Source organism: Butyrivibrio hungatei DSM 14810, assembly GCF_900143205.1.
In the GTDB taxonomy this organism is placed as follows: Bacteria; Bacillota; Clostridia; order Lachnospirales; family Lachnospiraceae; genus Butyrivibrio; species Butyrivibrio hungatei.
In genome coordinates this window covers 44976-67804 of the sequence record NZ_FRDH01000015.1, presented here as the reverse complement: position 1 = coordinate 67804, position 22829 = coordinate 44976, and the positions used below count along the sequence as shown (strand labels likewise).

The following is a 22829-nucleotide window of genomic DNA, read 5'->3' as shown; positions in this document are numbered from 1 at the left end:
CATATCTGCGCTATTTTTTAGAAAAGGAATAAAAAAGTCATGGATAATCAATTATACTCATACGAAGAAGCCTGCGAACTCATAAAAGATAAGGGATTAAAGGTTTCAATCAAACGTGATGATGATCTTAGTGTTTTATGCCAATTTGGTAATAACGGCTCAATATTAAACGTAAATACTCTTATATATGATCGTTACCAAATTCATGCTACTGAAAAAGACTACACTTCAATCAAAAGAATGGCTGAATCTGAAAATCTCGCCATCACAATCACTGAAAACGATAAAGACGAGATAGAGGACATAATTTCCGGCTATGAAGAAATAGGTAGTAAAGCAATTCTTTTTATCAAAAATGGAAATAAACTATATCGTCTTAACGAAACAGAAAACTACCTTCCTCACGAAATAATCTTTTTTACAAATGAAAATCTGGATCTTATATTAGAATGTCTCTGTGAAAACACTACATACAAGCCTAAGGCTCCTGTAACACCTGTTGTTGCGCCTAAAGTTATTGAACCAGAACTTACTGATGATGAGATAAAAGAAATTTATCCAGAAGGATCCACTGTAGAACACGCCAAATACGGTACGGGTACTGTAAAATCCGTTGATACAGGTCGAATAACTGTGGAATTTGAAGGTTCTAATGAAAAGATCCTGGGGGCAAAGATCTGCATAAAGAATAAGCTACTCAAAGCAGTTTAAAAAAAGAAGGATAAGAGCATTTTCTTATCCTTCTCTTTTATTTTATAATAGAGATGCGTTATCATTCTAATTATATTCATAAATGGGGGAATACGATGGTTAAGATACTTTCGGACAGCACATGTGATCTTTCAAAAGAGATAATTAACAAATACAATATAGGTATCATTCCTCTATATGTTAGACTTGGAGAAAAAGAGTATCTGGACGGAATTGATATAGCTCCAGAGATTCTATATAAATGGTCAGATGAACATGGTGAAACTCCTAAAACGGCGGCTCCCAGCGTTGATGATATCCTAAAATTCATTGATAACGACAATGAATACATTATATTTACTATATCATCCTCAATGTCAGCCAGCTTCAATAACGCCAGACTAGCGGCTGAAGAACGCAACGACAATAAAGAAATTTACATTATAGATTCCGCTAATCTATCAACTGGAATTGGTCTTCAGGTCGTTTATGCTGCTGAACTAGCCTTAAAAGGCCTTTCTGCCAAGGAAATCGTTTCAGAAATTGAAAGATTAAAAGACAAAGTTAAAGCAAGCTTTGTTATTGACACCCTTGTTTATCTTCACAGGGGTGGTCGTTGCTCTGGTCTTGCAGCTCTTTTTGGCACTGCACTAAAATTACATCCTAGAATTGCTGTTTCTAATGGGGCAATGCACCCAGAAAAGAAATACCGCGGATCTAGTAAAAAATATGTGATGGACTACGTAAAAGACATGGAGGCAGACCTTCTATCCGCAAGAAAAGAGAGAGTTTTTATCACTCATTCAGGATGCGACAGAGAAATTGTTAACTCCGTACGAACATACCTTGAAAGCCTTGATCATTTCGATGAAATTCTTGAAACCAGGGCAGGAAGCGTAGTTTCATCTCACTGTGGACCGGGAACGTTAGGTGTGCTGTTCATTTCTGCCTGAACTCTACTCTCTTCATTTTTTTCCCCAATGGATAAGGAAAGTAAGCGCAGCTCGTAATGTAATTATGGCTCCCTGATATATGTCTTCCATACAATAGCCCCTCCTTATCATTTAAAAAAGAGCAAGCCAAAGCGCGACTTGCTCTAACAATCTGTAATTACTCAATTGTAAGAATATCTACAAATCCTGTAACCTCAAATATCTCCTTTATTTCTTCACTTACGTTTCTTACAATCATTTCCCCTTGCTTATTCATAACTTTCTGGGCAGATAACAAAACTCTAAGTCCCGCAGATGAAATATATTCAAGCTTCCCAAGGTCAATCTCGAGCTTTTTTACACCTGATAATGATGCCTTGAGTTCATCATCAAGCTGTGGTGCTGTAGTAGTGTCAAGTCTTCCATCCAGCGCAATTATTAAATCCGCTCCATTCGCAATTTTGTTGATCGTCATAGTATGCTCCTCTCATATTAAAATATCACGTGATATTATTGCTCAATGTCATAAACAATAGTCATATCTACTCTGTCGCCCTTAACACCAACAACGACATCTTTTGCCAACTTAGCTACAATGGATTTTTCAAGTTCATCCCAAGCCTCTTTGACACTGACATTTTCCATTTCGTCTGACAAGGAACTTCTATATTCGCACAATGACCACATAATACCTGTATCAGCCATTCCCTCCGTGCTACTATACATTCCCATTGTACCATATTGAACATAGCCACCGCCATATTCTTGTTGTAATTTCATAACATTATTGTACCCTAAAGCGCCATTTTCTATGACATCCCGGACTTTGCCCATAAACCCTTTCACTAGAGAATTTGTGCCGTCAAAGGACATATCAAGCAAGTTCTTTTTCTTGTTTATATCCATTTCTGTCTTTGCCGTTAACCTAATGCAGCACTGATTTTTATATTTTTCAAACCATATAACTGCGCTGTATTCCCCCGTCATCTCCTTTAACATGCCTAATGTCTCTTCAAAAATGAGATTAAGATGGAAACTGTCTTTTTTATTTAGTTTCAGCTCTTCTATAGTACTATCCGCTCTACCTATGGCATTAGAAGCTTTAATCACATCGCTGTCTACTATGATCTGCTTACTTATAATAGCCGGAACCCTTGAATTAACATTGGAAAGAGCCTCTGAAAAGTCTTTCGTCACTATCATCTTAACGATGTCTTTATCAAATCCAACTTCTATATCGTCTGCAAGGTTAGCAACAAGCGACCTCTCCAAATCATCCCATGCTTCCTGGGAGTACTTGTCTTCTTCTCTCTTTTTCAAAAGCTCAGCCTGATATTCTTTTAAAGACCATTTCTTTTCAGCCGGCGGCTCTATAACAAACATTGAAGCTAGTTTTGAAAAAAAGCCTTGCTCCATGCTGTTTTCTCCCGAAGATGAAACTGAAAGGAGCTCCTGCCTTTTATTCTCGTCAATACTATTGGTAGCTGTCAGAAAAATATAAGCGATTCTTGCGTCTCCCTCAAACCAAAAATCCACAGTATTATCTCCAACTATCTGCTTGGCCAGCCTCAACACCTCTTCTGTTAGTAGTCGTAAATGAAGCTCGTTTTTCTTATCCAGTCTGATATCAAACACAAAATCATCAAACAGCTGATATATTCTGGTTATGTCTCTTTCAACCCTGCCAATCTTCACATGCTCAGATTTCATCCAAGTGTCCCCCTCATCAGTTATTTATTCTAATTATATACTTTATTATGTTTGTTTGTGTCTATGAAATTGTTAATTTTCTAGAAACTGTTTTCCCCCATTAATGGGAGGAAGGGCTTCCTGCTGGTGCAGAAGCCCTTCTGTTGTGTTATGAAAAGTATATATGTGGGGTTCAAGAGATTACTCACTCTTGATGATCAGATTCTACCTTACTAACCTTAACTGAACCTAAAAAAATTATAAGACTTTTTCGTAGTATCCTCCTTTTTGTACAAAACCAAGCTTAGATAGGTACGCTTTATGATTTACATCAGATCCTCTATATACCAACGACTTAACCCCTTCCTCAGGAAGCTTTGACATTAGATATTTGCCTATAGAAAAATCTCTATATTCAGGAGTCGAATAATCAAGCATGATTTCCAATAACCCATCATTTAATGATCCGAGTAAAATTCCTGTAGGCGTTCCCTTGTGGCATACCGCATATCCAACATTTGCCTCTGAAAAATCCATGTTTATACCAGGAAAACACTTCATTATATCATCCTTATAGCAATCAACTATGTACTTAAGAAGGCTATCTTCCTTATTAAGCTTTACAAAATCATATTCTACATTTGTATTACTCAACTTTACTAGGTAATAAATATTTATCATTACCAAGCATAAATTCATGATTGCCGTAGGATATGAATGAATTATAAAAGCATAGATAGTAAATATCACGCTTCCTACTGAATTAACTATTCGAAGTTTAACTACTGATGCCATCAAAAATGAAACCAGCACCAAAGCGGATCCAACATATCCAATCGCTTCAATTATTGTTTTTGTATCCATATTAACCTCTTTCTTATTCGTATTTACAAAAGAATCATAGCAAATCCAAGATATTAAAGCAATGGAAAAAGGTATGATGAATATTTGGAATTTTGATAATTAAATGATATTATCATATTATATAAACACATTTTCTGAAGAGGGAGGTATCATATGCAGAACTATGTAAAAATGGAATATCCAAGAAATAAAGATGTAATTATGCGTTATACACCTGGCCATTTCATAACCCCTCATTCTCACGTAAATTACTACATCGACTTTTGCGACACAAAAGCCAGAATGAAAGAAGCAAGAGCAGCTGGCGAATCCCTTGCTGAACTGTTTTTGGCTTCAGATATCATCGATACAATCCTTTGTCTTAACGGGATGGAAGTTGTAGGATCATATATGGCAAACAAGCTTACTGAAGCAGGTATCCTTTCAAAGAACTCTCACAAGACAATGTACATAACAAGCCCCGAATATAACGTCAATGACCAGATAATGTTCAGGGACAATAACAAACATATGATAAAGGATAAGAAAGTTCTGATCCTTATCGACTCTGCCACAACCGGCGGAACATTAAAAAGCGCATTAGACTCAGTTAAGTTTTATATGGGCGACATTGTTGGTATCGCTGCCGTTTTCTCAGTAGCAACCCAGATTGAAAGCATTCCAATAAGAGCACTTTTCACAGCCAGAGACCTACCTGATTACGCTAGCTATTCGCAGGACTCTTGCACGCTTTGTAAATCCGGCATTCCTGTAGATGCTATCTGTAACGGCTTCGGTTATTCCACCATTTGACCTAAATAAGAAAAGAAGCTCTTTATCGCTAAAGAGCTTCTTTTCTATTGATTGTTCATGTTCATCAACATTCTTGCAGTTTCTATATCATTTGCAGTGAGCTTTATGTTTGATTCAAGGGTCTTTCCATCAGGAGTTGTAACTTTAATATCTATTATAGTTCCCTCCTGCATTGCATTGCTCCCGATAGCTCTAAAAAAAGGCAATACCTTGGGATGATCCTGTGAAAACAGACTAAATCTCTGCTGAAGCTGCATTAAAAGCATAGGATTCATGTTCATTATATCAACCTCCAAAAATCATATGAATTATATCATAATATATGTGATTACAAGTACAAAAGAAAATATACATAAGTAAGTTAAAAAATAATCAATCTTTTTTGTGAATTTTAGCCCAAAACTTGAGTCAAATCAAGTTTTTTTGAAATTATAAGGATTATAATCGCAATCGGCTAAAAAAATATATCTGATACATACAAGGAGGAAAAACAATGTACGGATTTGGTGATATGATACAGAAACTAAAGGCTAACCCTAAGACAATCGTATTCCCTGAAGGTTCTGACCCAAGAATTTTAGAGGCTGCTTCAAGACTTCTTGCAGGTAACTTCTTAAAACCTATCCTTTTAGGAAATCCAGATGAGATCAATAAGTCAGCAGAAGATGCTGGTTACAATATCAGAGGAGCTCAGATAATTGACCCTGAGAACTTCGACAAATTTGATGAAATGGTTGAGCAGTTCTGCGAGCTTAGAAAGAGTAAAGGAATGACACCAGAAAAAGCTATTCCTATCCTTAAGCAGACAAACTACTTTGGAACAATGTTAGTAAAAATGGGACTTGGTGACTGTCTTCTTGGTGGTGCAACATACTCAACAGCTGATACTGTTCGTCCAGCACTTCAGATCATCAAAACAAAGCCTGAGAACACTATCGTTTCTTCATGCTTCATTCTTGTTCGTCCTTCAGCTACTGGAGAAAACGAAGTTATCGCTATGGCTGATTGCGGAATCAACATCAACCCTAACGAAGACGAGCTTGTTGAAATCTGCGGTGAGACAGTAAACTGCGCTCAGAGATTTGGCGTTGATCCAAAGGTCGCTTTCCTTTCATTCTCTACTAAGGGATCAGCAAAAGATGACACTGTTACCAAGATGCAAAACGCAACAAAGAAGGCTCAGGAGAGATATCCAGAGATTCCTATCGATGGAGAGCTTCAGTTTGACGCTGCTGTATCTCCTAGAGTCGCAAAGCAGAAAGCTCCAGGCTCACCTGTAGCAGGTCACGCTAACACATTTATTTTCCCAGATATTAATGCTGGTAACCTCGGTTATAAGATTGCTCAGCGTATGGGCAACTTCGAAGCATATGGCCCTATTCTTCTTGGCCTTAATGCTCCAATCAACGATCTTTCTCGTGGTTGCAACGCAATTGAAGTATATTCAATGTCTATCATCACCGCTTCTCTTGCTTAATAAATATCATATATATGATATTTATGTTATATATCATTGAATTTTTAAGACTATCGTATATAATTATACGATAGTCTTATTTTTCAAAGAAAGTCAGGTAACGTATGTCACGCATTTCTACCATGGATATGACACAAGGCTCAATCCGCAAAGAGATGATTCTTTTTGCCATTCCCTTGCTTGCCGGAAATATTTTTCAACAACTCTATAACACCATAGACAGTATCGTAGTTGGCCAAGTTGTAGGACCTGATGGTCTTGGTGCAGTTACCAGCGTAGCTCCTGCAATCAATACACTTGTTGGTTTCTTTATGGGGTTTTCCACAGGCGCTAGTGTTGTTGTTTCACATTTCTTCGGCGCAAAAACCATTTCCGATCTTAGAAAAGCTGTTCATACGGCCATTGTGTGCACTTTTTTACTTGGCATATTGCTGATGGCTTTTGGCTACTTCGTAACACCGCCTCTCTTAGTTTTCATGTCTACTCCAGAGTCAGTTATGCCGCTTGCCACTACATACCTCAGAATCTATTTTCTAGGAATAATAGGTCTTATGATGTATAACATAGGATCTGCGATTCTTAGAGCCGTCGGCGATTCCATAAGACCACTTATTTTCTTGATAATTACCTCTGTTCTTAACATAGTTTTGGACATACTTTATGTAATTGTACTTCACCAGGGAGTTGCAGGTGCAGCATATGCTACTATAATCTCTCAATTTATTTCAGCATTCCTTACTTTGTGGGTGCTTTTTAAAACTGACGATTGTTATAGCATCAGATTCAAAGAACTCACTATAGACAAACCCATTCTTAAACAGATCATAAAGATTGGTATGCCTGCCGGAATACAGATGGCGATAATCTCTTTTTCAAATTTATTTGTTCAGGGATATATCAACAGATTTGGTGAATCTAGCACCGCAGGATGGGGGGCATATGGAAGAATCGATGCCTTTGTAATGCTCCCAATGCAAAGTATTGCATTAACAGCTACGACTTTTGTCGGACAAAATGCTGGTGCTGGTAATGTAGATCGTATAAAAAAAGGCATCAAAGAAGCTCTTTTCCTTGCTGCTATATGCACTATGGCACTAGTAATTCCTGAATTCTTTGCTGCCCCTAAAATGGTCTCATTATTCAATGGAGATCCTGAAGTCATCAAATATGGCACACTATTTATCAGAATGAATTGTTTTTTTGATATCCTATGCTGTAGTAACCAAACCCATGCTGGTGTACTTAGAGGTGTTGGTGACGCCAAAGCTCCTATGTATATTATGCTCTCATCCTTTGTTGTTTTCAGGCAAATATACCTTTTTATCGTGTCACATTTAACAACATCCATATATCCTATATCTATTGCATATCCTGCTGGGTGGCTTGTTTGCAGCGTCATTATGCTGATATATTTTAAAAAGAGCAATTGGGAAAAAAGAGTAGACGGTGCCTACTCTTAATTCATTCCCTTTCTTCTCTCATGCTCCACGTAGTACCTGGCCTTATCTTCCCTCATGGTTTCATCAGCTTCTTTAACGGCACGATTAATCTCCTGTGAATTTGCTATCCAACAGGAACCTATAGATGCCTCAATATTGCTACATTTTTTTCTGTATTTTTCGATCAGTTCCGCAAATTTATCTTCCATTATCTCCGGAATAACAGCAATAAACTCATCTCCACCTATTCTGTAACAGTATTTATTTTTAAAAACCTGCGCGAATTTCTCAGCCACAGCCTTAATATGCGCATCACCAGCCTCATGTCCCTTTTCCTTATTGATAACTTTAAGGCCATTTACATCTAAATAACATACACCAACAGTAGCAGACATCTCTGTAAGGAGCTTTAGAGTCTGATTAAGAGCATATCTATTTCCTAGTCCAGTTAATGCATCATGACTACCAAGATAAGTCATCTCTGAAGTAAGCGTTCTATTTCTCATTTCATATGAGATAAATATCGCAACAGATTCAATAACGCTTGATACGTTAATAGAAAGATCATTTGCGTAATTATCTGCTATTAAGTAACCTATTATCTTTTCATTATCTCTTAAAACAGCAACAATATAACGCTGTATATTTCCCGCCAATACATCGTTATACAGTGCCTCATTATAATCTCGTAAAATCATTGTATCGTTAACAACAACCAAGTCTTTATCCTTAAGCTGTTTATCCCACAAACTTATAAAATCATGTTTTTCTATATCTTCTTTTGTTGGTAATTTGGCCGCGCTAGCTCCGTTTATCCACTCATGAAAACCTACTACACTGCCCTCATCGGCCTCTATAGCAAACACTCTATCTGCCTCTATAGCCTCCCCCACAACTTTCAAGACTCGTCTAAGGCCCTTGCCAAATTCTGCAGAAGACAATGCTTTTGCACAATCAATAACAAGATTATTTGTATTATTAGTAAGAACAATATCGTCTTCACTATGTTTAGTTGCCGTTACGTCATGGATAATAAACGCACAAAATCCCTTTTGATAAACTGGAACAGCCCAAAACTCAAACCATTTATCATAATATGTATTGTATGTGCGCATGATAGATGACTGTCTTAGCATAGCTGCTTGATAACTATACTTGATCCAATCTTCATCTCTATTAGATACAGATGTAAAATATGTGCTTCCGATCAGCTCAGAGGTTGGCTTACCAACTAATTGCGCATATTTCTCATTTGCAAAAAGAAATAGCATATCCTTAACCGTTCCAAAAGGATCAGTTAAGACCTTAAAAATACAACATGCATCCGGCAGGTCTTTTAGCATAGACAATATATCACTATCACTAAATTCCTTAGTAGAAGAATATTCTATTTTTCCGGTATTGGTCTGTTCTGGCATATCTTTCTCCTATACACACTTATCAAAATAATGTCAAGAAACAACCCATCTGCCATAAATTATACACTAAATCAAGTGGTATTTTCCACTACAATGATGGTTTACCGAAATATTTTTTTATAGAATTCCTATTCAATTGTTCTCCTATGACTATCAATACTGCTTTATCGGATTCTACAGCCTTAACAGATAACTCTTGCCTTGTTGCATTGATCTCTACCTTAGTATCAACTCCAGTCTGTACAAATCCTTTTATTCTGTGTATTTTTCCACACTGTATATCCTCAAAAGCGCTCTTCACATTTTCTTGAAGCTTTTTCTCATCGCTACTGTAGTCAAAATAAAAAATGGTTTGAAAGCCATCCTTATCACTTATTGCCTCTTTAGGATAACTAGCTTTATTATATCCAGACTTAACAATTAGATTAAACGCTTTGTCATCAAGGCATTCTATCGGCACAGCAATAAAATCCTCTTCTTTAATAACTCTAGAACACTTAAATTCCTCCATCAGAGATTTTATGCGCTGCTCTGTAAACTCTATATCAGGATCACTTATGCTTTCTAATTTACTAAGAATAATCGTTCCCGCACTTGCCGCCTCAGACATCAATAAATATCTAGACTCCCTGGTTATATCCTTTTCTAACTTAGAATCCACAATAGCAATAACATTGTCTATCTCATACCATCTATCTAATGGCTCTTCATATAACACATCAAAAAATTCGTCTAAGTCAAATATACCTGAAGGCTCTATTATTACTCTATCATATCCGTTCATGCCCATTGCAATAAGCTTTGTTTTTAGTCTTCTCTGATGTGCCTCGCGCCCATCTCCTCCAACTATCATCTCTAAATTGCAATTATCACTCGCAATATCCTGAAGAATCACCATGTCTACATTTATGGCACCAAAATCATTTTCAATTATGCATATTCTTTCGCCTTTATCTAATAAATACTTAGCATATTTCTTCAAAAAAGTGGTTTTCCCTGCGCCTAAAAAACCTGTTATAAGATCGATTTTAATCATTTTCATACCTCGTTTGCAAACTTTTAATAACCACCTCATTAAAAAAGGCCGCAATATTCGGCCTTTTTTATCATTTAACAATATCTTTTTTTATTTCCAGAAGTGATTTTCCAGATTTTCTTGCTAGCTCTACCAGATCATCATATTCTGGTTTTACCCTATCTACTCCATAACCGTATGATCTTTTAATTCTTATTTCTCCATACTGTGTGTCATTCTTCTTTATCTCTCTTGCAAGAACATACCTGTTGCAGACAGTTTCACGTATACCTATGGTTGTAGTATTTTTAAATAATTCCCTCACCACTTCATCTCTTTCTTCTTTTCTGCACATGCAAGTTAACAAAATTCCGGGCCTGTTTTTTTTCATTCCTATTGCTGTTGTGAATACATCCAACGCTCCTACTTCCAATAGTTTTTCCGTAGCAAAGCCTATTTCTTCAGGAGTCATATCGTCTATATTACAGGAAAGCTCAAACACCTGCTCTTTGTCTTCTTCAATCTCTCCTAAAATTACCCTAACACAGTTTACCTGTTCAAAATCTTTTTTGCCCATTCCATAGCCGATTTTGCTAACCCTCATAACAGGTTGTACGCCATTATCCGTTGCAAAATACTTGACTAATGCAGCACCCGTTGGTGTACATAATTCTGATTTTATGGTCTCGCTCTCATAATATGGGATACCTGCTAAAAGAACTGCTGTAGCTGGTGCTGGTACTGGTAAAACTCCATGCGCCGCCTTAACCGTTCCACTTCCAACGTTAATCGGCGAAACAATGATCTTATCAACAGCCAGGCAGTGTATAAGATAGCATGCTGCAGTAATATCTGCAATCGCATCTAAGTTTCCAACCTCATGAAAATGAATTTCTGACACAGCAATACCATGTACCTTGCTTTCAGCCTCTGCAAGAAGTTTATATACTTCTTTTATATCATTTTTTACATCTTCACCAATGGCTAATCCTTCAATAATCTGTTCAATTTCCGAAAGAAGTCTATGATGATGAGAATGCTCTCCAAAATCATGCTCATGACTATCTAGTGATTCACCTTCTTCATGACCATGAACCATCACTCTCATATGTCTGCCTTTGATCCCAGCTTTATTAGAATCTTCAAGTACATAATCCACATGAGGAATACCCAGCCTATTAAGTTCATTTACTTTTTCGCTAGCGTCATCAAAAAGGTCAATAAGAGCTGCTGTTAGCATATCTCCAGCGATTCCCATTTTGCATTCTAAATACAAACTCTTCATAAACGCCCCGTTTATATAACATATATTTTTGATATATGTTATATATCTTCTACAACAATATTCTTAAGTGTTACACCCTTGCCCTCAATAATGTGTGCCTTTCTTCCGCCACAGTGTGTGCAAAGATATCTGTTTTCACTAGTTGGATAGTATTCTTTACCACATTCTTCACACAATGCTTTTACTGGAACTTCCTCGCAAATAAGTTCAGCCCCTTCCAAACGAGTTCCCTTAACTACATCTGGATAATACTTATACATATAAAACGGCATTACACCGCTTGTTTTTCCTATTTGTACTTCAATACGCTTTACCTTTACTGTTGTATCCTCTTTAATAACATCCAGCGCCATTTCAACCATTCTGGTAATATAACTCATTTCATGCATATCACTTACCTACATATTTTTATTAAAAATTTTAAAGGATTTTATTGATTATATATTTTTTTCTAGCATAATTAAATATATAGGAGGATATTATGGCTCACAATATCGAAAAAACCTGTGTAGGATGCGGCAGAACCTTTATAGCACGAAATAGTAGCGCCCCTTTTTGCTGTAAAGCATGTAAAAAGAGGTATTCCTATCACTATACTTTTAAATGCAGTGAATGTCGTAATGCTTCTTGTGAAGTACGAAATAATTCTCTTAAAGGATGTGCTCCTAACTGTCCAAATTTAAAATGGGATCCTTAAGAATTTGCGCCAGCAAGATGATTAATATATTGCTGCGCGCATCTTCCCGATATTCCTCCATGATTAAGTTCCCATTTATCAGCTTCAGCAAGGAGTACTGATTCTTCAAGTTCTATTCCACTCCTTTTTGCTAGCACCTTAATTATGTCATAAAATTCCTGTCTGGATGGTTTGTAATACCCAATCGTCACGCCAAATCTGTTTGCCAGCGACAATTTTTCCTCCATGGTATCAGATCTATGTATATCACCATCCTGTTCAACATCTCTTCTATCTTTCCAGGTCTCTTTTATCAGATGTCGTCTGTTTGATGTTGCATAAATCAAGATATTATCAGGTCTCGTTTCAACTCCACCTTCAATAACAGCCTTCAAAAATTTATAATCTGATTCATCTTCTTCAAATGATAGATCATCCATGTAAATTATAAATTTATAATTTCTGTTTTTTATCTGTGAAATTAGCTGCGATAGCAGTTTAAACTGATGCTTATAAATTTCGATCATTCTAAGGCCATCACCATAGTATTCATTTACAATTGCTTTAATACTTGTTGATTTTCCTGTTCCACTATCCCCAAATAAAAGCACATTGTTTGCTTTTTTACCCTCAATGAAAGCCTTTGTGTTTGCTATAAGCTTTTTCTTTTGTATTTCATAACCTACAAGGTCATCTAAGACCACTTTGTCCATATTATTTATTGGAGCAAACGCCACCTTACCGTCTTTTTTTTCTCTGATTCTAAAAGCTTTATTAAGACCAAATTCGCCTACTCCAATATTTTTGTAAAACGAGGTAATCACATTAAAAAACTCTTCATCAGATGAAGCTTTCTCTAATGCTGTACTTAGCGCTCTCACTTTTTCGCTTACGTTGCCATTATACATAAGCTCTGGCTTTTCTATAGCCTTGTAATTTGTCAAGCAGCTAAAGCAATCTATGCCAAGTTTTTCTTCGATTTCTGAAAAGTCGTAATCAAATAAACATCTAAATTCATGAAAATCATTGATTGCAAAATGATTAACACTTCCGTCCTTACTTCCAACCTTCTCACAGCACAAACTAAAAGGATTTTCATCCATGACCAGCAAATATGCTAGGTAGTTATGCCAGAGATTATTATCAAAAGCATTATCTGTTCCAAGCACTAAAAGACGTTTTACCTGTTTGTATGTTCTCGATACAAGGTCTTCTTTGTTGTAATTCCCACTATGCAGGTCTTCAAAAACCGATGCTAACTGCATTAGAATTGTATCCTTGGGCCGATCTCCATAAATTAAGAGCTTTGACACAATCTTTTCCATCATATACCTCGCATTATAATATATATGTTATATAACATATATCAGTTATCTAGTAATTGCTTTTCAAGTTCCTCGAAGTCATAATCTGTCTTCTGTTCAAAATTATTAAATTTATTCTTTGCCTTCAACGGTTTTGATTTACTGTTATAATATTCATTTTTAATGCATTCTTTCATGAATGCGATTGGAACATCAACATCGTTATTATAGTTTTGCATATACTCATATGCTTTTTTTATCTTATCAAAGTCATAAGACGCCGCTTCAGCTATTTCCCTGATCTCTTTTATCTTGAAAGTATCATGCATAAGTTCAATAAGATCATCTAATACTTCATCCTTATTGATCTTTACTTCTTTTTCAACCTCTTTACCATTAACATCCTTTTTATCAACATAAAAACGAATACCTACAGTTTTTCTACCACTCTTTATAGGATCATAGTCAACTATAAGGCTCGTTTTTTTGTTTAGCTCTTCTTTAGCTTTTGCAAGTACATTTCTATTAAAGATTTTGTACTCTTTATATTTTGTTTGTCCCGTTTTTTCAACTAATTCCTCTAGCTTAGCGTAATCTGGATGCTTCTTTTCAAGTTCGTTTTTAATTTTATTATCTCCGCCTGAATTGATAATTCCTAATTCAAATTTAAGATCTATCAGGTTGTAGTCACAAACTTGTTCCCCTGACTGTTTTGTAATTGCCTTTCTGTAATCGTATGCTGATTTAAGCATTTCATATAAGCGCAATGAATAGACACTCTTCAAACTAAGCGTGTCAGCTAAACTAAGTACTGTATAATCCTTTTGTAGATTGACGATCTTATCTGTAAGGGAGTTATTGTATCTTAAAGTAAGCGTTCCATTTTTAAATGATGCATCTGTTACCACCTGATGAACTTCGATTTTGCCATTTTCTTTGTCTTTCATCAGAAGATTCCAGTCAAAAATAGTTGCGCCCTTTATCTGCTTGTCACAAAGTGCCTCAATATGCTCGTACAAAGATCCGGAAGATGACTTAAACATCTTTCTTAGTTCAGTACCATAAATAGTAGCTACAACGTTATTAGTATCATCTACTGTAATATTTTGCATCCCTATGGCAAAAAGTTTCTGACTGAGTGCTGTACCCTTGCCCATGGCATTAATCAGTTCATTTGATTTCTTATAGGTATGTCTCACTATAAGCTGCTCACGCTTTTCTTCTTTCATTGTTCCCCCGTATTATCTTCCACCTGTATGTATTCTTCCTTTTTTGTACACCTTAACAATTATGATATCTTCCCTTTTTTTTCACCTTTAAAAATTGTGTTCCAAATATCTATTCCCTTTTTATAAACCTTTTTCTATTATTATATTCCTTTTTTTGTCACCTTCAAGTTAATTTTCGCTAGATTTAGCGGTTTTGTCAACTTTTAACCACAATAAATAGTTGACCTAATTGGTAAATTTTTCCGTTCCCTATTTATGCACCTTAAGAGGCTATCGTTCCCCTTTTATTTACTTTTGACTATTTTACATTGACTATACAGGTAAATTCTCTTCCCCTTTTTGTCACTTTTAGCCATAAATTTCTGAGTACAATCTTTAAAGAGTCCTTTTCCTGTTTCATAAGCCTTCTACCTTATGTCCAATACTCTATGATCTTATTTGCTACTTATTTCCACATTATATACTTTGCTTATATACCTATCCTTCCAGCTCTTTTCTGTTTCTTTCATTTTTCTTTCAGATTTATTATTCTGGTAGATACTAATCTTAAAACTTGTATATTCCCTTTTTTGTCACCTATAATTTTTGTTTCTTGAAATATAGGCCCCTGATCATAGAATTTCTAACTATGACAATCCCAAAAATCGCTCTTCCCTTTTTGTTCACCTTTGCGTTCCCTTTTTTGTCACCTTATTAAAGATCCACAACCAGAAGCCCCGAGTTTACTGGCTTTTCTGTTCTTATTTCTTGTTTCAAGGCTGGAATCATCTGATTCCCTTTTTAGTCACTTTTCAACCCTATTTTGATGCTTGTGCTTCCCTTTTTATACACTTTTAACTCTTTTAACTTAATCCCTTTTATGTCACTTTTCATTCCAGAATCATTTACCTCCCAATCCCTTTTTGTTCCCCTTATATTCCCTTTTTAGTCACTTTAACTTTTATAAAGTCGCATATTCCCTGGTCATATATTGATTATTAATTAATAAACAATTGTTGTTATAAAAAACTAATAAAACAACAACATGGTAGTTAAACTGTATTACATTTAATTTTTTATATTAAATTTTTTTGTTATTTAATATTTCTAACATTATCACTTAAAATATTAAGCTTTCATTTTAAAAAGCTATTTATAAAAACAAAAAACGTATGAATTAAGATATATTAAGTTATCTTTTAACATATCTTAATTAATACGCTATTTATGGTTTTACTTTATTGTACTTTTATTGAAAATCAACTAAAATTTCTATTTCTTTTATTTCTGATACGATCATTTGATATTTTATTTGTTAACAATTGAACTGACAATAAAATGTATTGTGAAAAATCGATTATTCAATTCGGTCAATTCTTTTAATTACGCGGTCATTTTTTGATTAAATTGCACTTGTTGTTATACCTTGAATTAATTATCTTTGTTTATCCTTTATTTTTAGGTAGTTCTTTATGATTAACAACCTAATATTATCTATTCATTTTTGGAGCATTGCAAGTCCTATTGCATTCTATCTTCATTTACTTGCATTTTTTAAATTTAGCGCTGTGCTTCGCGGGGCTATGATAATTGGTGCACTTGCATCTTTTTGATTTCTTTTTTTATGTTTTGTTTAGTTTTGATTTATGTTTTTAATAGTTTGTTTATTGGGATACACGTGTTTTTAAGATCTAAAACGATAAATGTAGCTGTTTTAATTAATTTTTGTGCATTTGTTGATAAAAATTAATATAATCCTACTTCTGGGCCAGGGATTTCTTTTTTTCTTAGTTTAGTATTTCTGCTCTTTTATTTTGCTGCTTTTTTGTTGTATATTTTATGCATCATATTTATATTACATAGTGATTATATCATATCTACTATATATGAATCAACTATAATATATTACCTATATTTTTTATATTTTATATCTCTCATATTTAAATTATTTAATGTCTATTCTATATCTAACATATCTATCATCTTATAAATATATACTATCAATTAGATATATTACATATGTATGATATCTATCATATATAAAGTTCTCGCAATAGCTTTAGTAGTATATAACATATATATTATATTAACTGAAGATAACATATATAATTATATTTGCTATCTAAAATATATTATATATATAACATATATATTATATATTTCGTGTATAGCATATTTATTTAATTGTGCATGCTGGTTTATGCAGGGAAGGTATTATAGAATGTATATATGATATATATTATTAAACAAAAGATAGTGGTGGAAAACGCTTCACAAAATCGTTCTTCTATATTTGAACGAAGTAATTAAATAGAAAAGAACATTAAGTTAATATATAGATATATAACATATATAACAAAGCAAAACATAAAAAATGAAGGGCTAGCCCTAATATTAATATAACATAGATGATATAAATTACATATATTATGCATATAAGTTATATAACAGAACGCAAAGAAAGGATATATAACATATTTAAGAGAGATAACAAATATAAAGAATATAACAAAGATATAAAATATAACATATAAAGCGGATATAAAACATATTATATATTGAAAATGAATATAAATAGAATTATAATATCTAAAGACTAAATATGTTATATAACTGATATATGTTATAGGGAGGAAATATGCGAATAGTAGCATTTAGCAATCAGAAGGGCGGAGTAGCTAAAACTACATCAAGCTATGCAATGGCTGTTGGATTATCCAGAAGAGGATATAAGGTATTGGTAGTAGATGCAGATCCACAGGAAAACTTATCAATGACTGCTGGAATTGATTTAAATGAAATAGATCCTGATCCAGAAGATATTGAACTTCTTACAGAAGAGCAACAGGAATACTTTTATAGAAACGTACCTGCAAAGTTATTTGAAGTAATGGCAGGCCAAAAAGATATAAATAAAGCAATCATACCAATAGCAGAGAATCTAGACCTTATTGTAGGTGGTATTGACCTTGCTTCTGCTGATATGAATTTTGGAATGGTTGGAAGAGAACGTCTAATAAAAGAAGCATTTACAAAGCTTAAAAAAGAATATGATTATTGCATTTTTGATTGTAGCCCTGCTTTAGGCGTTGTTCTAATGAATATCTTAACTGTAGCTGATGAAGTAATTATTCCGCTCGAACCAGGTGCATATTCTTTGCAGGGACTATCAAGATTGTATAAATTTATTGGCCAGATTCATGATTTTACTAATGACAAAGTAAAGGTTGACGGTATTCTTGTTACAAAAGTAAGAAATACAGCAAACGCAAAGATCTGGATCAATGATATAGAGGAAAAAGCAGCAATTCTTGGAACTAAGGTGTTCAAATCAAAGATCAGACTTAATGTATCTGTTGAAGAGGCACAGACAATGAAGATGGATCTATTTGAATACTCAGGTGGCTCTAGTGCAGCAAGAGACTATGATGATTTTATTGATGAATTCTTAGAGGAGGGTAAATAATGGCTAGTAAAGCAAGTATGTTAAAATCTGGAGTAAAAAAGACTGGAACAGGACTTTTTGCTGGGATGAGCCCAATCAACGAAGATAAGAATAGCGTCAAATCAAATGCTGTAGTCAAAAAAGTAGAAGAAATTGTAGAAGAAACACCAATTCCAGAACCAATAGTAGAGGCGGAGGCAGAACAGGTTAAAGAGATAGTAGAAACAAAACCAGTTCAGCGTCAGAAGATTCAGCAATATGAAGAGCCTGTTCAAAGAGTTACGAACGAGTATGTTGAGAAACAAGTAGAGGAAGCTACACTTCCAGTAGCAAAGAAGACAGAGGCTAAAGCGAAAAATAGTAGATATGAAAAAGAAAAATTTCTTTTGCTTGATATAAGAGGCCTTAGAGATTATGTTGAACATATGGCTAAAGCGTCAAATACATCAGCTACTAAGTACATAAGAGAACTGATCGAGAACGATATGAAGCAAAACATGGATATTTACATTGCACATAAACAATTGGAAGAAAGACTAAAAGAAAGAAAATAAATAAAAGCAATAAAAAACGGTGGTCATAGACCACCGTTTAATATTTCAAAATTATTTCTTCTTGCCGTTAACAGCATCCTTAAGAGCCTTACCAGCTTTGAACTTAGGAACTGTAGCTGCAGGAATCTTGATAGCTGCGCCAGTCTGAGGATTCTTACCTGTTCTAGCTGCTCTCTTAGCAGTCTCGAATGTACCAAATCCAACAAGCTGAACCTTACCCTTTTTCTTGAGCTCCTTAGAAACAGCTTCTGTGAAAGCCTTTACAGCCTTCTCTGAATCCTTCTTTGAAAGACCAGTTTCCTTTGCAATAGCATCAACAAGTTCTGTCTTATTCATGGTATAATACCTCCCTCAAATTGAGTATTTTCACTACTAGAATAAATTTTAAACCCATTTTATGCACATTACAAGTATATAATAGCGAAAAAGTGCCAAAATTTATGATGTTTTTTAGTGCACTATTATGAAAAAGCGAGTATATTACAGCGTTGAAACAGTTTGCTTGTAAAGTTTCCTGAAAAATATGGTAGATAACGAAAGTGATGCAAGCTCAGCAATAGGAAATGCAAGCCAAACAAGATCAAGGATGCCAGTTTGTGAGAGCAACCATGCAACTGGGATCAGTACAACGAGCTGACGACCTACAGACACAATAAGAGAATAGAAACTGCGAGCGAAAGCTTGGAATATCGAACCCATAGCAATACAAATACCTGCAAGTGGGAAAGATAAGCAGATTATTCTAAGTGCAGGCGTGCCAATTTTTATCATATCTTCAGAAGCATTAAATAATTCAAGTAAAAGCTCAGGAACACTAAGGAAGACGATTGTGCCTACAACCATAATAGAAACAGCAAGAGTAAGAGCGAACCTTAAAGCTTCAGAAATACGCTGTTTATTACGTGCTCCATAGTTGTATGCAAGGACTGGAATAAGTCCATTATTTAAACCAAATACTGGCATAAAGAAGAAGCTTTGTAACTTAAAATAAACTCCAAATACAGCAGTTGCAGTTGATGAGAATGTACCAAGAATGCGATTCATCAGGTAAGTCATGACTGAACCAATAGACATCATAAGTATAGAAGGAACGCCAACAAAGTAGATGTCTTTTACAGTATTGAGATCAAGATGGAGAATTTTTTTAATAGAAAAGCTGATCTCTTTGTTAAATTTAAGGTTACAGAACAAACCGATACAAGAACCGATCATCTGGCCAAGAATTGTAGCATAAGCGGCTCCTGCAATGCCAAGAGCAGGGAATGGACCTATTCCGAAAATGAGGAGCGGATCAAAAATGATATTGATGATTGCTCCCGTACCTTGTGAGATCATGCTGTATATAGTCTTTCCAGTTGATTGAAGTAATCTTTCAAAAGTCAGCTGGAAGAATAACGCAATTGAGCAACAGTTGATAATTCTAAGATATGTTACGCCATAAGAGGCGATAACATATGAGCTTGTCTGGGAATGAATAAATCCCTCTACAAAAAATATTCCAATTAAAAGAAACAGCAGATAATTAAAAAATGTAAGTAGAATACCATTGTTTGCTGCTAGGTCGGATTTTTCATAGTTCTTTTCGCCAAGAGATCTAGAAAGAAGAGCATTGATACCAACGCCAGTACCTGACCCAAGAGCAATCATGAGATTCTGCATTGGAAAGGCAAGTGTAACAGCGGTAAGAGCATCTTGACCAGCGGTAGCGGTTTCTCCGACAATCTGAGAAACGAAGATACTATCTACCACGTTATATAAAGCCTGTACAAGCATAGAGATCATCATAGGCAAAGACATAGAGATGATCAGTTGTTTTACGGGCATAACACCCATTTTATTTTCTTTATTCATAAGTTAATCCTCTTAAAAATTAAATTGCATACGGCATATGAGTATAACATTACTTTACGCATATGAAAAGGTACTTGTAATATGTATGATTTTTCTCTTGATCGTAAAGGTTAATGAGGCTGATAGAGAAAAGATCAGAACATGCGGTTAGTTTGTTTCTTTTTATATAGGAAACAATTTTCCTATAGGTCTTTTCAATATCCGGGGCATTATGGTCATGGTAACATAAAACCGCTTTGGTACCAGGAAGCGGGAAAGTACCGACATTATCAGCAGGTAAGAAAGATAAACTTATAATTTTGTCGTAAACGTATTTTTTATTGATCAGGTCCTCGTAAGTAATGGTGACACCTGAAGGAAAAGCAGATAATGTATCGCTTTCGGCTGCTTTGGCAAGATGAACGGAAATGTCTGAGGCTATATCAGCGGTATGAAAAGAACTATTCTTGTCAGCAATCTTTGTTTCTGCAACGCTCATGGCAGGAAGAGAGTCCATAAAAGGAATTCCAGGTTTGTGAGATTCAAACTTTCCGAGTATCCACATCCCCAGATGAAGAGCACTTATCTTTTTATTTATAAGATAGAGTTCCTGTTGCATGGAAAGAATCTTAGAATTAACTAACTTTACTATACCGTCTTTTGTTGAGTTATGAATGATATCGCTTATCTCTTTAATAGAACATCCAGCCTGTCTCATGGTGGAAATAAAATAAAAAGAACTGATCTGAGATGCGGAATAGTAGTGATATCCATTATCTGGGTCTACCCATGGAACAATAATGTTCTGTTCATAATAATATCTCAAAGTATCTCTTGTGGTGCCACATAGTTTTGCGAACTGGCTTACGGTAAGTGAATATTCCATTTCTTTGTTTTCAAAATTATTAAATGTAGTCATATAATTCCTCAAAAAAACGACAAAAAAGTATTGACCTGGGGGTAAGCCCCAAGATTATTGTATCAAAGAATTCAAATTGTACAACCCGGTAGAACGGGAGAAGGAGAACTAAAATGAAAGACGTAAAGGGAACAATTATCAAAATAATCGCAGAATATCTCGACAAAGAAGAAGCAGAGATTTCTCCAACAGCAACATTTTCAGAAATCGGACTTGACTCATTGGACATTATGGAGCTTGTTATGCAGATGCAGGAAGAACTTGACTGCAAGATCGAACTTTCACAGGAAATTACGACAATTGATAAATTAGTAGAACTTATTGAAAAGCAGTAACTTTGGAGGAAGTTTGATGAGTAAAAATCCAATATGCGAAATGCTTGGAATCAAATATCCGGTATTTCAAGGAGGAATGGCATGGATTGCAGACGCTGAGCTTGCTTCAGCAGTATCGAATGCTGGTGGATTGGGAATAATAGCAGCCATGAACTCTAACGGAGAACAACTTAGGGAGCAGATCAGAAAGGCAAAAATGCATACCGACAAACCTTTTGGAGTAAATCTTATGCTCATGAGCCCTTATATAGAAGAAGCTGTTGACGTAGTTTGTGAAGAAAAGGTTCAGGTTGTTACAACTGGTGCTGGAAATCCTGCAAGATTCATGCAAAAACTAAAAGATTCAAACGTAAAAGTAATCTGCGTTGTAGCAAGTGTGGCGTTAGCTGTAATGGTAGAAAGAATGGGAGCATCTGCGGTGATTGCAGAAGGATGCGAATCAGGTGGCCATGTAGGAGATACAACGACGATGGCATTAGTGCCACAGGTTGTTGATGCAGTAAACATACCCGTCATAGCAGCTGGAGGAATAGCTGATGGTAGAGGAATGGCGGCATCTTTTATGCTGGGAGCTAAGGCTATTCAGATGGGAACAAGATTTCTTACAGCAAAAGAATGCAATGTTCATGAGAACTATAAAGAGAAAGTTTTAGGTGCAAAAGATAGAGACACTATCGTGACGGGTAAGTCGTTAGGACATCCAGTACGAGCTTTAAAAAACAGGATGACTAGAGAGTTTATACAAAAGGAACAAGATCCAAGTACTACGCCAGAAGAACTTGAGGCAATGGGAGCCGGAGCGCTTCGAAAGGCGGCTATTGATGGAGATGTTAAGTATGGATCATGCATGTGTGGACAGATAGCAGGATTAGTAAACAGCGAAGGCACATGTGAAGAGATAATAACGGGAATATGTCAAGAAGCATACTCTTTGCTAGGAAGTTTATAAAGGAGCAC

At 35.3% G+C, this 22829-nt stretch carries 22 protein-coding genes; 9 read left to right on the top strand and 13 right to left on the bottom strand.

Annotated features, from left to right (window positions below; genetic code table 11):
* Nucleotides 1–39 precede the first annotated feature (39 nt).
* Nucleotides 40–711 carry a hypothetical protein gene (locus BUA02_RS14675; RefSeq protein WP_072705506.1) on the top strand — a complete coding sequence of 224 codons (672 nt, stop codon included), beginning with the start codon at nt 40–42 and terminating at the stop codon, nt 709–711.
* 95 nt (nt 712–806) lie between these two features.
* Entirely contained in the window at nt 807–1643 is an 837-nt protein-coding gene (locus tag BUA02_RS14670) for a DegV family protein (RefSeq protein ID WP_072705504.1), read from the top strand.
* A gap of 157 nt (nt 1644–1800) precedes the next feature.
* On the opposite strand, the gene BUA02_RS14665 is transcribed toward BUA02_RS14670, so the two are convergent.
* From BUA02_RS14665 to BUA02_RS14655, 3 genes are all read right to left on the bottom strand, one after another.
* A complete protein-coding gene (locus BUA02_RS14665) occupies nt 1801–2097 on the bottom strand; it encodes an STAS domain-containing protein (RefSeq protein WP_071174798.1) in 297 nt (98 codons plus the stop codon).
* A gap of 35 nt (nt 2098–2132) precedes the next feature.
* Nucleotides 2133–3332 carry a hypothetical protein gene (locus tag BUA02_RS14660; RefSeq protein WP_071174799.1) on the bottom strand — a complete coding sequence of 400 codons (1200 nt, stop codon included), beginning with the start codon at nt 3330–3332 and terminating at the stop codon, nt 2133–2135.
* Nucleotides 3333–3569: 237 nt separating this feature from the next.
* Nucleotides 3570–4175, bottom strand: a complete 606-nt coding sequence (locus BUA02_RS14655; RefSeq protein ID WP_072705502.1) for a YgjV family protein — start codon at nt 4173–4175, stop codon at nt 3570–3572.
* 153 nt (nt 4176–4328) lie between these two features.
* Here BUA02_RS14655 and BUA02_RS14650 point away from each other — a divergent pair, with 153 nt between their 5' ends.
* Nucleotides 4329–4967, top strand: coding sequence for a phosphoribosyltransferase (locus BUA02_RS14650; RefSeq protein ID WP_072705500.1), 639 nt, complete (start codon nt 4329–4331; stop codon nt 4965–4967).
* 44 nt (nt 4968–5011) lie between these two features.
* Here the strand turns inward: BUA02_RS14650 and BUA02_RS14645 are convergent, their stop codons facing one another.
* Nucleotides 5012–5248, bottom strand: coding sequence for a hypothetical protein (locus BUA02_RS14645; RefSeq protein ID WP_083572792.1), 237 nt, complete (start codon nt 5246–5248; stop codon nt 5012–5014).
* A gap of 212 nt (nt 5249–5460) precedes the next feature.
* Between BUA02_RS14645 and pta the strand changes: the two genes are divergently transcribed.
* Nucleotides 5461–6444 carry a phosphate acetyltransferase gene (gene pta / locus BUA02_RS14640; protein WP_071174802.1) on the top strand — a complete coding sequence of 328 codons (984 nt, stop codon included), beginning with the start codon at nt 5461–5463 and terminating at the stop codon, nt 6442–6444.
* Between the two features lie 104 nt (nt 6445–6548).
* The gene (locus BUA02_RS14635) at nt 6549–7904 is read left to right on the top strand and encodes an MATE family efflux transporter (RefSeq protein ID WP_072705498.1); all 1356 of its coding nucleotides are present in this window, start codon (nt 6549–6551) and stop codon (nt 7902–7904) included.
* Here BUA02_RS14635 and BUA02_RS14630 read toward each other — a convergent pair.
* The 6 genes from BUA02_RS14630 to BUA02_RS14600 all read right to left on the bottom strand — a co-directional run bounded on the left by BUA02_RS14630 (nt 7901) and on the right by BUA02_RS14600 (nt 14810).
* Nucleotides 7901–9301: a sensor domain-containing diguanylate cyclase gene (locus tag BUA02_RS14630; RefSeq protein ID WP_072705496.1), complete on the bottom strand. Its 1401-nt coding sequence runs from the start codon at nt 9299–9301 to the stop codon at nt 7901–7903. The two genes, BUA02_RS14635 and BUA02_RS14630, sit on opposite strands and share 4 nt — an antisense overlap.
* 88 nt (nt 9302–9389) lie before the next feature.
* Nucleotides 9390–10337, bottom strand: coding sequence for a GTP-binding protein (locus BUA02_RS14625; protein WP_072705494.1), 948 nt, complete (start codon nt 10335–10337; stop codon nt 9390–9392).
* Nucleotides 10338–10407: 70 nt separating this feature from the next.
* Entirely contained in the window at nt 10408–11601 is a 1194-nt protein-coding gene (gene larC / locus BUA02_RS14620; RefSeq protein ID WP_072705492.1) for a nickel pincer cofactor biosynthesis protein LarC, read from the bottom strand.
* 38 nt (nt 11602–11639) lie between these two features.
* Nucleotides 11640–11990, bottom strand: coding sequence for a hydrogenase maturation nickel metallochaperone HypA/HybF (locus BUA02_RS14615; RefSeq protein ID WP_242946519.1), 351 nt, complete (start codon nt 11988–11990; stop codon nt 11640–11642).
* Nucleotides 11991–12294: 304 nt separating this feature from the next.
* Nucleotides 12295–13602, bottom strand: coding sequence for an ATP-binding protein (locus BUA02_RS14605; RefSeq protein ID WP_072705488.1), 1308 nt, complete (start codon nt 13600–13602; stop codon nt 12295–12297).
* 41 nt (nt 13603–13643) lie between these two features.
* Nucleotides 13644–14810, bottom strand: a complete 1167-nt coding sequence (locus BUA02_RS14600; RefSeq protein WP_072705486.1) for a replication initiation protein — start codon at nt 14808–14810, stop codon at nt 13644–13646.
* Nucleotides 14811–17427: 2617 nt separating this feature from the next.
* Between BUA02_RS14600 and BUA02_RS14595 the strand changes: the two genes are divergently transcribed.
* Together BUA02_RS14595 and BUA02_RS14590 are read left to right on the top strand one after the other, a co-directional pair.
* A complete protein-coding gene (locus BUA02_RS14595) occupies nt 17428–18255 on the top strand; it encodes a ParA family protein (protein ID WP_071174809.1) in 828 nt (275 codons plus the stop codon).
* Nucleotides 18255–18788, top strand: a complete 534-nt coding sequence (locus tag BUA02_RS14590) for a hypothetical protein (protein ID WP_071174810.1) — start codon at nt 18255–18257, stop codon at nt 18786–18788. Before BUA02_RS14595 ends, BUA02_RS14590 begins: the two co-directional genes overlap by 1 nt.
* Before the next feature lie 51 nt (nt 18789–18839).
* On the opposite strand, the gene BUA02_RS14585 is transcribed toward BUA02_RS14590, so the two are convergent.
* From BUA02_RS14585 to BUA02_RS14575, 3 genes are all read right to left on the bottom strand, one after another.
* The gene (locus BUA02_RS14585; protein WP_013282588.1) at nt 18840–19124 is read right to left on the bottom strand and encodes an HU family DNA-binding protein; all 285 of its coding nucleotides are present in this window, start codon (nt 19122–19124) and stop codon (nt 18840–18842) included.
* Nucleotides 19125–19268: 144 nt separating this feature from the next.
* Nucleotides 19269–20639, bottom strand: coding sequence for an MATE family efflux transporter (locus tag BUA02_RS14580; protein WP_072705484.1), 1371 nt, complete (start codon nt 20637–20639; stop codon nt 19269–19271).
* A 49-nt stretch (nt 20640–20688) separates the two neighbouring features.
* Nucleotides 20689–21537 carry a MerR family transcriptional regulator gene (locus BUA02_RS14575; protein ID WP_072705482.1) on the bottom strand — a complete coding sequence of 283 codons (849 nt, stop codon included), beginning with the start codon at nt 21535–21537 and terminating at the stop codon, nt 20689–20691.
* Nucleotides 21538–21650: 113 nt separating this feature from the next.
* On the opposite strand from BUA02_RS14575, the gene BUA02_RS14570 reads away from it, so the two are divergent.
* Together BUA02_RS14570 and fabK are read left to right on the top strand one after the other, a co-directional pair.
* A complete protein-coding gene (locus tag BUA02_RS14570) occupies nt 21651–21872 on the top strand; it encodes an acyl carrier protein (protein WP_071174813.1) in 222 nt (73 codons plus the stop codon).
* 16 nt (nt 21873–21888) lie between these two features.
* A complete protein-coding gene (gene fabK, locus BUA02_RS14565; protein ID WP_072705480.1) occupies nt 21889–22821 on the top strand; it encodes an enoyl-[acyl-carrier-protein] reductase FabK in 933 nt (310 codons plus the stop codon).
* Nucleotides 22822–22829: the final 8 nt, after the last annotated feature.

Coding starts and splice junctions, on each gene's coding strand:
- BUA02_RS14675 (WP_072705506.1), top strand. CDS start 40: ATGGATAATCAATTATACTCATACGAAGAAGCCTGCGAACTCATAAAA.
- BUA02_RS14670 (WP_072705504.1), top strand. CDS start 807: ATGGTTAAGATACTTTCGGACAGCACATGTGATCTTTCAAAAGAGATA.
- BUA02_RS14665 (WP_071174798.1), bottom strand. CDS start 2,097: ATGACGATCAACAAAATTGCGAATGGAGCGGATTTAATAATTGCGCTG.
- BUA02_RS14660 (WP_071174799.1), bottom strand. CDS start 3,332: ATGAAATCTGAGCATGTGAAGATTGGCAGGGTTGAAAGAGACATAACC.
- BUA02_RS14655 (WP_072705502.1), bottom strand. CDS start 4,175: ATGGATACAAAAACAATAATTGAAGCGATTGGATATGTTGGATCCGCT.
- BUA02_RS14650 (WP_072705500.1), top strand. CDS start 4,329: ATGCAGAACTATGTAAAAATGGAATATCCAAGAAATAAAGATGTAATT.
- BUA02_RS14645 (WP_083572792.1), bottom strand. CDS start 5,248: ATGAACATGAATCCTATGCTTTTAATGCAGCTTCAGCAGAGATTTAGT.
- pta (WP_071174802.1), top strand. CDS start 5,461: ATGTACGGATTTGGTGATATGATACAGAAACTAAAGGCTAACCCTAAG.
- BUA02_RS14635 (WP_072705498.1), top strand. CDS start 6,549: ATGTCACGCATTTCTACCATGGATATGACACAAGGCTCAATCCGCAAA.
- BUA02_RS14630 (WP_072705496.1), bottom strand. CDS start 9,301: ATGCCAGAACAGACCAATACCGGAAAAATAGAATATTCTTCTACTAAG.
- BUA02_RS14625 (WP_072705494.1), bottom strand. CDS start 10,337: ATGATTAAAATCGATCTTATAACAGGTTTTTTAGGCGCAGGGAAAACC.
- larC (WP_072705492.1), bottom strand. CDS start 11,601: ATGAAGAGTTTGTATTTAGAATGCAAAATGGGAATCGCTGGAGATATG.
- BUA02_RS14615 (WP_242946519.1), bottom strand. CDS start 11,990: ATGCATGAAATGAGTTATATTACCAGAATGGTTGAAATGGCGCTGGAT.
- BUA02_RS14605 (WP_072705488.1), bottom strand. CDS start 13,602: ATGGAAAAGATTGTGTCAAAGCTCTTAATTTATGGAGATCGGCCCAAG.
- BUA02_RS14600 (WP_072705486.1), bottom strand. CDS start 14,810: ATGAAAGAAGAAAAGCGTGAGCAGCTTATAGTGAGACATACCTATAAG.
- BUA02_RS14595 (WP_071174809.1), top strand. CDS start 17,428: ATGCGAATAGTAGCATTTAGCAATCAGAAGGGCGGAGTAGCTAAAACT.
- BUA02_RS14590 (WP_071174810.1), top strand. CDS start 18,255: ATGGCTAGTAAAGCAAGTATGTTAAAATCTGGAGTAAAAAAGACTGGA.
- BUA02_RS14585 (WP_013282588.1), bottom strand. CDS start 19,124: ATGAATAAGACAGAACTTGTTGATGCTATTGCAAAGGAAACTGGTCTT.
- BUA02_RS14580 (WP_072705484.1), bottom strand. CDS start 20,639: ATGAATAAAGAAAATAAAATGGGTGTTATGCCCGTAAAACAACTGATC.
- BUA02_RS14575 (WP_072705482.1), bottom strand. CDS start 21,537: ATGACTACATTTAATAATTTTGAAAACAAAGAAATGGAATATTCACTT.
- BUA02_RS14570 (WP_071174813.1), top strand. CDS start 21,651: ATGAAAGACGTAAAGGGAACAATTATCAAAATAATCGCAGAATATCTC.
- fabK (WP_072705480.1), top strand. CDS start 21,889: ATGAGTAAAAATCCAATATGCGAAATGCTTGGAATCAAATATCCGGTA.